Raw genomic sequence first — 13,120 nt, forward strand, 5'->3', positions numbered from 1 at the left:
ATGACCTGCATCAATCCTTGCGGCCGCTGAGCTGTTCCTTGAGCGCGGCGAGTTTCGCGAAGGGGGAGTTCGGATCGATCGGACGGTCCCGTTCGCGCGGTGCGGCCGATGTTGCGAACGGACGGGTCGCCCCGCCGCGATCGTTGCCACGGCCCTCGCGGCCCTTGTCGCCGCCCTTGAAGGGGCCTTTGCCCTTGCCCTGGAAGCGTTCGCGCTCACGCGGCGGACGGCCACCCTCGCCCGGCTTGCTGTCGCGGGGCCCGCGATTGCCACGGTTGTCGCGGTTCGGCGCACCTTCGGCACTGGCCGCGGCGGCCGGCGCGTCGCTGCGCGGACGGCGGAACTCGTTGTTATTGTTGCGATCCCGGCGGCCCTGGCCACCCCGATCGTTACCGTTGCGGTCATGCCGCTCGCGCTGCGCGCCATCGGCCACGGCGCCTTCGGCGGGAGCCGACTGCGCAGCGCCCTGCGGGGCGTTGGTATTGCGATGGTGGCGGTTGCGGTCGTGGCGCGGCGGACGGCGTTCTTCCGAACGGCCACCCGGGCGCCAGACTTCGACCAGTTCGGGCTCGGCAGCGACGGCAGGAACCGCAGTGCCGTCGCCCTCGGCAGGCGCAGCAGCATCGGCCACGGCAGCAGGTGCGGTCTCAGCAGCAGTCCCGGTTTCGGCAACGGCCGCAGCGGGCTCTGGCTGCGCTTCGACGGAAGCCGTCTCTTCAACGGGTGCAGCTTCAGGCGCGGCGCTGGGCACCAGTGCGACTTCAGGCAACAGCGATGCAGACGGCACGGCTGCAGCTTCCTCGGCCGGGGCCACTTCGGTCGCAACCTCGGCAGGTGCGACATCCGTAGCCGCGATCTCAGCCGTCTCGGCCGCCTCAGCGGCAGCCTCGACCGCAATGACATTGTCCTCACCGGGCTTGTCAGACTCGGCAAGTCCCACCAGGGCGTCGGGCTGGTCACCCGTGTTGTCGTCAGCCTTGACCTCGATCGGCGTCGTCGCAGCAACCGGCTTCGGCGGTGCCGGCGGCAGCGGCGCCTTCTTCTCCATGCGATAGCCCAGGGCACGCAGGATCGAGGCGAAATCTTCGCCGGCCGAACCGGTGAGCGAGGTCATCGCCTGCGTCACCACGAAGTGGCGGCCATCGAAGGCGCCGGCGGGCTTCTCGCCCGGTGACGCTTCGCGCCACGCGAGAGCTGGACGGATCAGATCGGCAAGACGTTCGAGAATATCGACGCGCACCGCGCGCTCGCCGCACTGGCGATAGCCGAGCACGCGATAGGCATCGCGATCGAGCAGCTTGTCGACCGGGAAGGATGTACGGCCCGACCCTGCGAGATGCTGTGCACTCGACAGCGCCGACATATCGACGTTGTCCTGCTTCAACGCCCAGAGCAGCGCCGCGAGCGAACGCCCCGCAGGCTTCAGCAGGCCGGGAATATAAATATGATAGGCGCCGAACCGGACACCGTATTTGCGCAAGGTCGCGCGCGACGGCTGATCGAGATCCTTCATCTCGGTCGCGATCTTCTGCCGCTCCAGCACGCCCAGCGCTTCAGTGAGCTGGAAGGCGATGCCGCGTGCGATACCGGTGATGTCTTCGGCCTTGGTCAGATCGAACAGCGGCCCGAGCAGCTTCTCGATATGCGTCTTCAGCCAGAGATCGAGGCGAGCCTGAACCGCATCGCGCGGCGCGCCGGAGAGGCGCTCATCAGCGATGATGCGGAGACGGGGATGCAGCACATCGTCGGCTGCGACCAGACGGGCCACCGCATCGCCGGTCCAGCGCATTGTGCCGTCGGAGGCGAGCACGAACTGATCGTCCGGTGCATTGCCGAGTTTCTCGGCGCGCGCGTCGATCTCGCCGGCCAGCGCCTTCAGCGCCGTGGCCTGCAAGGCCTTCGCATCCGAGCCAGCCTCGGCCGCATCGGGCAAAAATGTAAACCCGTCGAGACGGCCAATTACATGGCCCTCTACGATCACTTCGCCCGTCTTACCAATTTCAGTATTCAGCATCGTGTTTTCCCGCAAGCGGCGCATCAATACACTGGTACGACGATCAACGAAACGCTCAGTGAGCCTCTCATGAAGGGCATCTGACAGTTTATTTTCCAATTCGCGCGAAATTCCCTGCCAATGATCAGGATCTGAGAGCCAATCGGGACGATTTGCCACGAATGTCCAGGTCCGGATTTGCGCGATTCGGCCCGATAACGTGTCGATATCGCCATCGGTTCGGTCCGCTTGCGCGATTTGAGCGCCAAACCAGGCATCGGGGATGCGCCCACGCTGCATCAGGAAGTTGAAGATAGTGACTACCAGCTCTGCGTGTGCAGCGGGCGCGATGCGACGGTAATCTGGAATCTGGCAGGCGTCCCACAGTTTCTCGACGGCGGCCTTGCCCTGCGCCATTTCGCGCACGTCGACGTCACGGACGGCATGATCGAGCACGCGCAGGTCTTCGGCGATCGGCGCACGGGTCAGCGCCTCGTGGCGCGGCACCTCTGCCAGCGACACCTGCAGCGAGGCGATGGAGGAGAAGTCCAGCTTCGAATTGCGCCACTGCAGCACCTTCACCGGCTCGAAGATGTGGTTCTGCAGCTGATTGACAAGTTCGGGCTCGAACGGCTCGCAGCGACCGGTGGTGCCGAAGGTACCGTTGCGCGTGGCGCGGCCGGCGCGGCCGGCGATCTGCGCGAATTCCGACGGCGTCAGGCGACGGAATTGATAGCCGTCATATTTGCGATCACTGGCAAAGGCGACGTGGTCGACGTCGAGATTGAGGCCCATTCCGACCGCGTCGGTTGCCACTAAGTAGTCAACGTCACCGTTCTGGAACATCGCGACCTGCGCGTTGCGGGTGCGCGGCGACAGCGAGCCCAATACGACTGCCGCGCCGCCGTGCTGGCGCTTGATGAGTTCGGCGATGGCGTAAACTTCGTCGGCGGAAAACGCGACAATCGCTGTCCTGCGCGGCTGCCGCGTGATCTTGCGATCGCCGGCGAATTCCAGATGCGACAGACGCGGCCGCGTGACGATGCTGGCGCCGGGCAGCAGCCGCTCGATGATCGGGCGCATCGTGGCAGCACCCAAAAGCAGCGTCTCGTCGCGGCCGCGGCGATGCAGGATGCGGTCGGTAAAGACATGGCCGCGCTCCAGATCTGCCGCGATCTGGATCTCGTCGACGGCCAGAAACGACACGTCGAGATCCCTGGGCATGGCCTCGACGGTCGAAACCCAGTAGCGCGGCTTGGCGGGCTTGATCTTCTCTTCGCCGGTGATCAGCGCCACGGCTTCGGGGCCGACGCGGTCCAAAATTTTATTATAGACCTCGCGCGCCAGCAGCCGCAGCGGCAGGCCGATGATGCCCGACGAATGCGCCAGCATGCGCTCGATGGCGAGATGGGTCTTGCCGGTATTGGTGGGGCCGAGCACCGCGGTGACGCCGGCGCCGGGGGCCCTGCCGTTGGACAGCGTGGGCGGAGAAGACAAAAAGGCCATGTTTTTCAGATATTTCCGCGTCGCCGACTGTCAAGACGGCGACAGGTTACGACGCTTCAGAGCCGCGCTTTTTGATGGTTTGGAACGAGTCCGGAACGAAAGCGGCCCGAATCGGTGACTCGGCACCTCCATGGCCGCATCACCCCAACATCTCGCGCTGACATTCTCCGAGACTGACTAGATCAAGTTTGTGACAGCGCAACAAGGGCCGACAAATCCCCGAAGTTATGAACAGCGCACGGACTCCGAACCGGCTTTGAGTCAAGCCGGGATCCTGCGCAAATCCTGCGGCGCGTTTGCGACGATGCTGCGATGGCGCACTTTGTCTTGCGGCATCATTGCGGCAGCGTCCCGTCTCGGTCCCTCATGGTGAGGAGCGCGGCTTCGCGCGTCTCGAACCATGAGCTGGCGGGGCCAAGACCTGTCACCATCCTTCGAGACGCCGCGCAAGGGCGCGGCTCCTCAGGATGAGGCCGGTGTGTGGAGCCGCCTCCTTTAGAACTTGCCTCGTTCTCTCAGTTCGTCTTCGCCACGGCCTTGGCCGGCGCGGGGGTGGTGACGAATTCGGTGGCTTCCAGCATGGCGACACCGAGCGGGGTCGGCACCACCATGCGATAGGGCACCAGCACGCGGGTTCCGGCGATCGGCACCAGGGTCACTTCGATATTGCGCTGGGCGGCAAGATATTTGATGGCGGCGCGGTCGGGCACGTAGCCCGCGATCGGCGTGAAATAGACGGCGCAGACGATGGCAGGTCCGCGATAGCCCTTCTCGGCCTTCACGCTTTCCATGCGCTTGTAGTCGAGCTTGAGATCGTAGCGCATGCGGCCGTCGAAGATCGACGCGGCGGTGCGGCACGAATCCGGCGTCAGCAATTCGCCGGTGCCGCCGACGCGCATCAGCGAGCCGGTCATCGGATCGATCACGTTACGGCGATGCGCATCGGTGATCGGAATCTTCTCGGGATCGAGCGGCGGCTCCGGCTCGATGGAGAACTCCTTCACATAGCCCGGCGTGATCAGCATCTTGATCGTCTCGGACTTCTTCGCGGAGGTGGTGACGGCCTGATAATTCGACGGCACCAGCGCGCCCGCGACCACGCGGCCGGTGGACTGGCCGGAGCCCGAGCCGCCGGCAAATGCTTTCAGCAAACCTGCGGTGCCGCCACTGGCGGTCGCGGAATACTGGTCTTCATTGATGTCGATGGCCCACTGGCCCTTGCCCACCGCAATGCCGGCGAGGCTGGCTTCATATTTGGCTTCGAGCTTGCCGCCCGCCAACACCGCCTGCGCGGGGGCCTGAACCGGCACGGCGGCCGGGCTCTGGCCTTGAGCTTGGCCTTGCGTCTGGCTTTGGATCTGACCTTGCACCTGCGCCGAGGCGTCCACCGGCAAAACCGGGAGCATCAGGCCCGCCGCGACGGCGAAACGCGCGCCAAAGCCCGCAAATCGTACTCTTGCGGGCGCGGCGGTCCGCGGGGTGGTCACCGGTCGGGTCACAAAGCGGGGCGTGCGAAGGCTCACTTGCTGATATCACCTGGTCGGCGATCCCCGGCCAAAGGCGCAGGGCCGCATCGCTCAATTGGGCTGGAGCGACCTGTTTCCGGCCCGAATACGTCGTTTATATGATGGGAACCGCGCCAGATTCCATGTGGTTTCCGCTCGTAGGACGGGCTATACAGCCCCCGAAAGCGCAGGCTTTTGCCGGTTTTGCCGCGACTTTCGCTGGCCGGATATCTTGACGATCGCGGCCAAGCCCCCTATACGTCCGCCACTCCTGAAATGGACGTGATTTTTGACCCCCTGCCCGGCTTTGGGCTCTTCGCCTTTTAGCTGCGGGGATGACAGAGGATTTTCGCCATGTCTCGGCGCTGTGAACTGACACTGAAGGGCCCCCAGGTGGGCCACAAGGTGAGCCACTCGAACATCAAGACCAAGCGCCGGTTTCTGCCGAACCTGGTCAATGTGACCTTCCTGTCCGACGTGCTCGGCCGCGGCGTGCGCCTGCGCGTGTCGGCCAATGCCGTGAAGTCGGTCGACCACCGCGGTGGCTTCGATGCCTATCTGATCAAGGCCCGCGAGAGCGAGCTGTCCCAGAAGGCCGTGCTGCTCAAGCGCGCCATCGAAAAGAAGAAGGCCGAAACCGCAGCAGTCGCGGCCTGAGCCTGACCCGCCGCTCTCACTGAGCGGACTGAGATTTGAAAACGGCCGGATCGCGAGATCCGGCCGTTTTTGCGTTTGAAGGATGACCTACGAGCCGGTCTCACGAACACGATTGCCAGTATCAAGCAAAGTGATTGTAGCCCTAGAGACCACCCACGTTTAAGTTGTCATTTCAAATCATGAATGAGCTTGAGATGAAATCGTTCGAAGAGTTGTTCGAGTTGGCCAAGAAGCTTGAGGCAGTTGGCTCAATTATCGAGTCAGAAAATTTGTCGCATCCAATGGAAAAATTGGAGGAGGCCGCTAACCGGTTGAAGCGTTCCTTCTCGGGCTCTTGGCTCGGATATCACTCGCGAGTTTATTACGAGGGCCTTGTACCAACACCCGCCGGGGCGAACTTCAGTCAAGAATGGGGGCTTAAGGATCTGAGCTTTACGGGTCTCGGATCGATCGGAGATTGGCAAGAATACCAATTCGATCAAATCGTAGAATTCATACGCGAATCCGCTGGCAATCCTGACCTACGCCCAGTTCGAGAAGCCGAAAAGAAAGCATTTCAGACATTCAACGCGTCAGCCTCAGACATAGTGTCTATTCTCGAAACCGAGACAGATAAACAGGCTGACCCTTTCCTTTCGAAGCTAAAGACCGACATCGGAAACCTCGAAGTAATGTCGAAAACCGATGTTGCTCAGCATTGGTCTCCTGAGGGGCAAATCATAACTCGCGACATGATTGCCATGGGGCAGAAAATTCAGGTACCTCCGCACATAGATGTCCTTGCAGAGGTGGCGTCTATACGCCACTCATTCGGCATCTGCGCCGTGGCCGCAACTATCGCGAAAAAGGCGGCTTCACACTTAGAGCGGAAAAATCGCAACAACGTGGCCAACGAGCGCATTGGAACTAACGTTTTCATTGGGCATGGCAGATCTAGTGCTTGGCGCGAGCTAAAGGACTTTGTCCAAGACCGCCTCGGCTTGCCGTGGGACGAGTTTAATAGAGTACCCGTGGCCGGAGTAACTAACATCGCCCGCCTTTCTGAGATGTTAAATGATGCCGCGATCGCTTTGCTGGTAATGACCCCCGAAGACGAGATGGCAGATGGAGCGTACCAAGCCCGAATGAACGTTGTTCATGAAGCTGGCTTGTTTCAAGGGCGACTGGGGTTCTCTAAAGCTATAATTCTGCTCGAAGAAGGATGCGAAGAATTCAGCAATATTCAAGGCCTCGGCCAAATTCGATTTCCAAAAGGAAATATCGGTGCAGCCTTTGAAGAAATTCGCCGAGTCATGGAGAGAGAGGGACTATCCGAACCTTAGGATACGTTGATCTTATTTCTAACGGTCTCCACAGGATCACATGAAGACCCTTCATGAAACAGCAACAGCTATACTGGAAGAATTCAAGAGAATTCAGACCATTTCCCCTAACCAAATAAATGAAGGGCACCCCTTTCCAATCCCAGGGATAATTGGGGTAAGCGCGGACGGTGGAATCTATGTATCTCACTTGATCGACGAACAGATTTCTATTTTCGCGCGACGGCTCCTACGGGATTGGCCAGAAATCCGCTCTACTAACACTCAGTCCGAATGGATTGCTCGAGTTCGAAGAGCATTTGGCCCCGCTCTCGCGGATATTGATCTCGACCTCAGTTTTGAGGAGAGCGCTATTACACTGGTAGCCAGCGTTTGCTCAACTGTTAGCAATACCCCACAGGTCACCACGCCGGAAGAACATGCCTTCGGTTGCACGTTGTTTAGTCATTCCGATTCTCCCCCTATTCGGATAGGTCCTGCTACAATTGAGAACCGAGAAGATTGGCTAACTCGCGTTGAGATTTATCGAGCGATTAGCAAGACAACATCCACCCGCTTAAGAAGTGCATGGCGCGGAGAAAAACTGCGAAAGAGGAAGCCATCCATCGATAGTATTCATGAAAATGATATACTGCGAGCAACCGGTTCATGCCCCTATGTGTGTAGCGTCATCACAGATGGACTAAGTGCAGATGCAGCAGGAAAACGAGCGCGTATCTCAGCACGCCTAGCACTCACTGCGATCGCTCTAATTTGGCAGAGTCCTACACGCGCGCTGAACGGCTTCAATCTGCTTATTGATGCCTCCGCTAAGAGCCAGCAGCGCATTACTTTTCTACCTGGACGCCATGCACTTATACCGGGGCATCGCGCTCTCATATGCCCTCCGGACCTTGGATAAAACCGAGTGTTTGGGTTGAAGAATATACTGCAAAAGAACATTTCTTCGTAACGATTGGAGAAGCCTTGGAATTTTACCTAAGCTCCACCGGAAATGTACGGCGACCAAGGTTGATGAGCACATTGTCACAAGCACTGCTTTGGTTTCACGAGGGATGCCGCGAGATTGACGGAGCGATGGCCGTTGTTAAATTCGCTGCGAGCATGGACGCACTCTCTTGTGGACGCAGAGCAAGAGGCATTCGAAGCCTCATTTCTTGCCAACTCAAGATCGATGACAATTTTGAAATTACCCCCGACGGGTTAACGCTGAAGCAGGCGCTAGAGCAAATTTATAGCGAAGGCCGTAGCAGAACGCTTCACGGAACAAACGAAAAGTTCGCTCATGACTGGACCGGCATACGCGACATTGCAGAACAATTAGCGCGGCTATGTTTGGTGAATTGCATAGATTGGACTGCAGCTAATCGCGACATAGATGATCCATCGATGCTTTCGCAAAGAAACGGTAGGGAAACTAACTAGCGCAGTTGACCACTTGATTTGCGTTCCGTGGATTGCCCGTCGGGTAATCCACTCACGCCACCTTCCAATGCATATCAATGCATTTTTTGATGGATTTCACTACCATAACACGTTAAAGTTGCGTTACTGTTTGGCTTATTTTCCAAGGACATTCAATGTTCAGCATTTTGGGAAAGCTAGGCGTCGCTCTGCTCGCTGGGTTAGCCATCGCAGCTGAGCGGAGTTGTGCAAAAGTCGGCACGACAGCGAGTCATGTTGCCGAGCGGGCAGCTCCAAAAATCGGAAAGATCGAAGTTGCTACAGCCGAGACCGGCACTTTAGCTGGCTCGGATGCTACAAAGCGCTTAGAGCCCAAGTTTAACATCGAGGCGCAGCCCAGTCGTACAGTCGACAACGCGTTCGCGCCGATCTACGGCAATGCGGATCGAGAACTGCGAACTCGAACTACGTTCTACTTTACACTATCTGAGCAGCAAGTGTTACGCGACCTATCTATACTTACACCCCCAATTTCAATTTCTGACGCAGATCGAATAGTCCGAAAGCGGGTCGTTGAAGCAATTGTTTCCGACTCGCAGAAAGCCGCATCGCCCGTGAAGTTTGAAGTACTGAGCGGAAAACTCAAGATCGACGGCAGTAAGGAAGTACTGGGAATCAATGCGAGCTTCGGCGAGGTTAATGTTTACAAGGTCTCATTTGCTTTGGCTGGGCTGATAGCTGCTTGCAAAGGAGTTATTGTCGAAAGCTTCAAGCCATGCGTCGAGGTCGCACTTAAGAAAGCAGAGGCGCTAATTGCAAAAGAAATTGGCATAACGGCGGACGCCGCCACTAAGAAATAGCACTAAATGGATCGCCTGTGTCGTAAAGGGCTTCTATTTATCTGTGCTTCCAGATGTAAGCGCGACGGCTGCCATAATCCCCACAACATCGCCTCATTTCCTCCGGGAACGCAGCGCAGCGTGCATTGTTCTTAACCCGGTTGCGCCGCACGCGGCGCTGGCAACTCACGGCTCTTATCGCAATCGAATCGCCTCAAAGCCCTTGCGGCGGATGACATCGAGCAGGACGAGCGTCGGTCCTTTCGGACTTTCCGTGCCGCGCTCGAGCCTGGAGACATAGCCGACTGTCAGCTTCAGGTAGCTTGCAAACACCGCCTGGCTGAGATTGGCCTGCTCACGAAGGGCCTTGATGTCGTCGCCCGTCAGCTTAGCCGGACCTGCAAGAGCGGCGGCACCGCCGAGGTGACGCATCGTGATCTTCTCGCGGACAACGTCTGTCAGAAGACCGCTGGCGTGCATGTCACGCGCCGTTTCCAGCAGCTCCAGGGTCAGGCGGGTGTTGCCCTTTGTCACGCGTGCTGTCCCGGCCTTTTTGCCGGCCGTCATCGCACGCTTTTTCGCGCTCTTTGTTAGTTGGTTTTTTAGCTGTCGAGGTCCATCGCGAACCTCTCGTCTGATAGAGATATCACGGGATTGGTAACATTGAGCAGATGGATCGCCCGTCTGTCATGAGCCCCCTCACCGCCGCGAGACGCGGCGACCTCTCCCCGGCGGGGAGAGGTGCGGCACCGCCCTGATGTGCACGCGAAGCCCTTTCGAAAATGAAAGACGCGGCGATATCGGTACGAGGTGCCGGTCAACGAAGTGAGCGAGCGGTGTCGGTCCGGGTTGGTGCGGTCGCGGTCGTCATTTCCGTCCGCGGTGCCAGAACTCTCAGCTGATGCAGAGACGCCGTGGAGGTTGGCGCCGCCGACTGTTCCTGGACGTTCGCAGCTCCCAGCACGCGAACCTGCACCGCCGATATCGGCAAACCCGCCGATCCATAGGTCGGCAACTCCGCAGCGAAGCCGGCGCAGCCACCCGCAATCGAGATCACGGCCGCGACGGCGATCGATAAGGTCATCTTCACTATTAGTCTCCTCGTAGGATTGAACGAAGGAGCCTAGACTTCTTTTGCTGCATTGCAACAGTTCAATACCGCAATGCAACATTGCAGTTTCCGCACATCGCGCCAGCCAGCCCCGGCCTCCCGAGGCTGCCCCGGCGCGACCTGAGGTGCTTTCCGAATATTCCGATCACCGACTGCAACGAAACGGTCATCATCGATCTGGTGGTCTCGGCACTTCCCTCCGCCAAACGGACCATCGGTTCCTCATGTCGTGGATCGCGCCGTTACCGAACGCCTTCGGCAGTTCGACGACATGGCATTTTGGGATCGGTTTCTGGCGCCGTTTCTCATAGCGGTTGGTGCTTTCGAGCGAATGTCATGTGTGCGACCCCGCCGGGAGAGGATGTCGTCTCGATCTCGTAGTCCTTCTCAAGACCCTCCACGCCATCCCACAGGCGCACGCCGCGGCCGAGCAGGATCGGAACCACCACGATGTGCATGTGATCGACGAGCCCGGCGGCAAGGAAGTCGCGGATCGTGGTGGGACCTCCGCCGATGCGCACGTCCTTGCCGGCCGCAGCCTCGCGGGCCGTCTCAAGGGCCGCGGCAGGCGAAGCGTCGATGAAGTGGAACACCGTGCCGCCCTCCATTTCAATCGATGCGCGCGGATGATGGGTGAGGACGAAGACCGGCGTATGGAACGGCGGGTTGGGACCCCACCAGCCTTTCCAGTCCGGATCCTCATGCCATGTGGGAGGACCGAACTTCCTGGCGCCCATGATCTCGGCGCCGATCCCGGGCGCGAACAGCCGCAGGAACGCGTCGTCGATGCCCGCCGTGCCGCCGGGCTGGCCGAGCATCTGGCGACCCCATCGGGTCGCGAACATCCATTGGTGCAGCCGCTCGCCGGCGTGGCCGAACGGCGCGTCTAGGCTCTGGCCTTCGCCGGTGGCGAAACCGTCGAGCGAGACGGAGACATGTTGGACACGGGCGAGTGCCATGGCTGGCGCTCCTTCCTGCTGTTGATTGAATTTCCCCAAGCCGTTCCGGAAGCGATGGCGCTACTGGTTGATCTCGGGCTCGACCAGTTTCGTGAGCTTGCGCAGGGATTCCTGCCAGCCGAGATAGCAGGCCTCGGCCGGGATCACGTCGGGTATGCCCTGCTGCTCGATATTCACCTCCGTGCCGACAGACACGGCCTTCAACGTCACCGTGACCTTCATCTCGCCCGGCAGGTTGGGATCATCGAAGCGGTCGGTGTAGACGAGACGCTCACCGGGAACGAGCTCCAGATAGGTCCCGCCAAAGGAGTGACTGCCGCCCGTGGTGAAGTTCCGGAATGACATCCTGTGATGGCCACCGACCTTCGCATCCAGCTCATGGACGGTGCATGTGAATCCGTAGGGTGGGAGCCAGCTCGCAATCGCGTCAGGTTCGAGGAACGCGCGGTAAAGCTTCTCGGGCTTGGTGGCAATAACGCGATGCAGACGGATCGTGCTGGGCATGGGCTTCTTCCTGTGGCTCGGTTACTTCGGTTGTCGTCCGGCGGGCAGCTTCCGCCGCCCGATACATCCATGACGAACGGGCCCGCCAGGCCCCGACATCTCAGCGGAATAAAAATCCTGACAGTCTCTCTATCGCGCTGAAGGATGCGCCCGGCGCCGGGAGCCGGGAAATCGTCGCAGGGCTGGTGGTCGATCTCGACGCCAACGGCGATGTGGTGGGCTTCGCTATCGATCAGGCATCCGGCAAGCTCGACCTCACGCGAATCGAGACGTTCGCGCGGTGAGAGCAGCAGAGTAAGCGCAAGGCCCCTCACCCGCGGGCGTTGCGGTTTTTCACCAACGCTTTGCCAGCTTTCTTTGTCATCACTGACCTCGACCAAAAATCTCATTCGTGAGAGTGCTGATGTGCTGCTGCCAGTATAGCGCATCACCGCTTTTCCCGCACCAAATCGCCTCATTTCCTCCGGGAACGCAGTGCAGCGTGCACCGTTCTTAACCCGGTTGCGCCGCATGCGGCGCGTGGGACAGATGAGGAGATTTCGATGCAACAGATTTTGAAGAAGGCCGTATTTTCGAAGGCCTTGCTTCCGCTGGCACTGGCGGGCGCGCTCGGTGCGGCTGCGCCGGCTGTCGCCGCCGACGTCTATATGCGGCAGCCCGCCCCGCGAGCCGCCGTGGTGGTGCCATCGGGCCCGCTGACGCTGCAGGATGCGCTGGCGATCGCGTCGGGGATCGGCGTGGTGACGGTGCAGAACACCCATTTCGACGACAACGAATGGGAGATCGAGGGCCGCGATCAATACGGCAAATGGATTCAGGTCGACATCGATGCGCGCACCGGCGAAGTGCGCCATGTGGACCGTTCGATTATCTGATCGGGTGGGAAGTGAGCAAGCGGCGCGCGATGAGCGCGCCGTTTGTTTTTTGTGTAAGCGCTTGTGAGTGCGACGCCGGATGACGGCGACCACCGATGCGTTTGGTCTCATTCCAGATGACGCGATGCCCGATGGCGCGACGATCACCACCATGGCGTCGTCACGCTTCATCCGGATGGGCGGACGCGGCGAGCCTCGCGCACATCGTCAATTCTCCTGCGATACATCTAGACTCATCAACTACGACGTGTATTCTTGCCTGGCCGGGATCGATGATTTTTTTAACCGGCGGGGCATTTCCATTTAGCTTTGTGGCACGACAAACCATTTTCTCATCAGATCTGCCTGTCTTGATATCTGCCTGCCTTGAGATCGACCTCCTTGCACGCAGCCTGTCTGACGCTGGTGGCCCTCCCACAGAGTTCGATCGAGTCCCTCGCCATCC

Annotated in this window: 13 protein-coding genes; 7 read left to right on the top strand and 6 right to left on the bottom strand. The window is 59.7% G+C overall.

Features of this window, described 5'->3' with window-relative positions; genetic code table 11:
- Positions 1-10: 10 nt before the first annotated feature.
- Together AB8B02_RS22440 and AB8B02_RS22445 are read right to left on the bottom strand one after the other, a co-directional pair.
- Complete coding sequence (locus AB8B02_RS22440) at positions 11-3,499, bottom strand: helicase-related protein (RefSeq protein WP_439065203.1); 3,489 nt, start codon at positions 3,497-3,499, stop codon at positions 11-13.
- 515 nt (positions 3,500-4,014) lie between these two features.
- Positions 4,015-4,905 carry a DUF3108 domain-containing protein gene (locus tag AB8B02_RS22445; protein ID WP_439065204.1) on the bottom strand — a complete coding sequence of 297 codons (891 nt, stop codon included), beginning with the start codon at positions 4,903-4,905 and terminating at the stop codon, positions 4,015-4,017.
- A 453-nt stretch (positions 4,906-5,358) separates the two neighbouring features.
- On the opposite strand from AB8B02_RS22445, the gene rpmB reads away from it, so the two are divergent.
- The 4 genes from rpmB to AB8B02_RS22465 all read left to right on the top strand — a co-directional run bounded on the left by rpmB (position 5,359) and on the right by AB8B02_RS22465 (position 9,247).
- On the top strand, positions 5,359-5,661 hold the full coding sequence (gene rpmB, locus AB8B02_RS22450; RefSeq protein WP_089267758.1) for a 50S ribosomal protein L28: 303 nt from the start codon (positions 5,359-5,361) through the stop codon (positions 5,659-5,661).
- A gap of 194 nt (positions 5,662-5,855) precedes the next feature.
- Positions 5,856-6,983 (top strand): TIR domain-containing protein, encoded by a 1,128-nt coding sequence (locus AB8B02_RS22455; protein WP_439065205.1) that lies wholly within the window; start codon positions 5,856-5,858, stop codon positions 6,981-6,983.
- A 1,014-nt stretch (positions 6,984-7,997) separates the two neighbouring features.
- Positions 7,998-8,408: a hypothetical protein gene (locus tag AB8B02_RS22460; RefSeq protein ID WP_439065206.1), complete on the top strand. Its 411-nt coding sequence runs from the start codon at positions 7,998-8,000 to the stop codon at positions 8,406-8,408.
- Positions 8,409-8,563: 155 nt separating this feature from the next.
- Positions 8,564-9,247: a hypothetical protein gene (locus AB8B02_RS22465; RefSeq protein WP_439065207.1), complete on the top strand. Its 684-nt coding sequence runs from the start codon at positions 8,564-8,566 to the stop codon at positions 9,245-9,247.
- A 174-nt stretch (positions 9,248-9,421) separates the two neighbouring features.
- On the opposite strand, the gene AB8B02_RS22470 is transcribed toward AB8B02_RS22465, so the two are convergent.
- The 4 genes from AB8B02_RS22470 to AB8B02_RS22485 all read right to left on the bottom strand — a co-directional run bounded on the left by AB8B02_RS22470 (position 9,422) and on the right by AB8B02_RS22485 (position 11,800).
- Entirely contained in the window at positions 9,422-9,760 is a 339-nt protein-coding gene (locus AB8B02_RS22470) for a helix-turn-helix domain-containing protein (protein WP_439065208.1), read from the bottom strand.
- 283 nt (positions 9,761-10,043) lie between these two features.
- Complete coding sequence (locus AB8B02_RS22475) at positions 10,044-10,310, bottom strand: hypothetical protein (RefSeq protein ID WP_439065917.1); 267 nt, start codon at positions 10,308-10,310, stop codon at positions 10,044-10,046.
- Between the two features lie 332 nt (positions 10,311-10,642).
- Positions 10,643-11,296 carry a dihydrofolate reductase family protein gene (locus tag AB8B02_RS22480; RefSeq protein ID WP_439065209.1) on the bottom strand — a complete coding sequence of 218 codons (654 nt, stop codon included), beginning with the start codon at positions 11,294-11,296 and terminating at the stop codon, positions 10,643-10,645.
- A 60-nt stretch (positions 11,297-11,356) separates the two neighbouring features.
- On the bottom strand, positions 11,357-11,800 hold the full coding sequence (locus tag AB8B02_RS22485) for an SRPBCC family protein (RefSeq protein ID WP_439065210.1): 444 nt from the start codon (positions 11,798-11,800) through the stop codon (positions 11,357-11,359).
- A gap of 131 nt (positions 11,801-11,931) precedes the next feature.
- On the opposite strand from AB8B02_RS22485, the gene AB8B02_RS22490 reads away from it, so the two are divergent.
- From AB8B02_RS22490 to AB8B02_RS22500, 3 genes are all read left to right on the top strand, one after another.
- Positions 11,932-12,084: a DUF2283 domain-containing protein gene (locus AB8B02_RS22490; protein ID WP_439065918.1), complete on the top strand. Its 153-nt coding sequence runs from the start codon at positions 11,932-11,934 to the stop codon at positions 12,082-12,084.
- A 258-nt stretch (positions 12,085-12,342) separates the two neighbouring features.
- Complete coding sequence (locus AB8B02_RS22495; RefSeq protein WP_120287398.1) at positions 12,343-12,675, top strand: PepSY domain-containing protein; 333 nt, start codon at positions 12,343-12,345, stop codon at positions 12,673-12,675.
- A 79-nt stretch (positions 12,676-12,754) separates the two neighbouring features.
- Positions 12,755-12,982: a hypothetical protein gene (locus AB8B02_RS22500; RefSeq protein ID WP_439065211.1), complete on the top strand. Its 228-nt coding sequence runs from the start codon at positions 12,755-12,757 to the stop codon at positions 12,980-12,982.
- The last annotated feature ends 138 nt before the right edge of the window (positions 12,983-13,120 follow it).

It is taken from the genome of Tardiphaga sp. 862_B3_N4_1, from assembly GCF_051811085.1.
Taxonomy (GTDB): Bacteria; Pseudomonadota; Alphaproteobacteria; order Rhizobiales; family Xanthobacteraceae; genus Tardiphaga; species Tardiphaga robiniae.

Bases quoted from the DNA above. Each gene is read 5' to 3' on its own strand.
- AB8B02_RS22440 (WP_439065203.1), bottom strand. From the start codon at position 3,499: ATGGCCTTTTTGTCTTCTCCGCCCACGCTGTCCAACGGCAGGGCCCCC.
- AB8B02_RS22445 (WP_439065204.1), bottom strand. From the start codon at position 4,905: ATGCTCCCGGTTTTGCCGGTGGACGCCTCGGCGCAGGTGCAAGGTCAG.
- rpmB (WP_089267758.1), top strand. From the start codon at position 5,359: ATGTCTCGGCGCTGTGAACTGACACTGAAGGGCCCCCAGGTGGGCCAC.
- AB8B02_RS22455 (WP_439065205.1), top strand. From the start codon at position 5,856: ATGAAATCGTTCGAAGAGTTGTTCGAGTTGGCCAAGAAGCTTGAGGCA.
- AB8B02_RS22460 (WP_439065206.1), top strand. From the start codon at position 7,998: ATGAGCACATTGTCACAAGCACTGCTTTGGTTTCACGAGGGATGCCGC.
- AB8B02_RS22465 (WP_439065207.1), top strand. From the start codon at position 8,564: ATGTTCAGCATTTTGGGAAAGCTAGGCGTCGCTCTGCTCGCTGGGTTA.
- AB8B02_RS22475 (WP_439065917.1), bottom strand. From the start codon at position 10,310: ATGACCTTATCGATCGCCGTCGCGGCCGTGATCTCGATTGCGGGTGGC.
- AB8B02_RS22480 (WP_439065209.1), bottom strand. From the start codon at position 11,296: ATGGCACTCGCCCGTGTCCAACATGTCTCCGTCTCGCTCGACGGTTTC.
- AB8B02_RS22485 (WP_439065210.1), bottom strand. From the start codon at position 11,800: ATGCCCAGCACGATCCGTCTGCATCGCGTTATTGCCACCAAGCCCGAG.
- AB8B02_RS22495 (WP_120287398.1), top strand. From the start codon at position 12,343: ATGCAACAGATTTTGAAGAAGGCCGTATTTTCGAAGGCCTTGCTTCCG.
- AB8B02_RS22500 (WP_439065211.1), top strand. From the start codon at position 12,755: ATGACGGCGACCACCGATGCGTTTGGTCTCATTCCAGATGACGCGATG.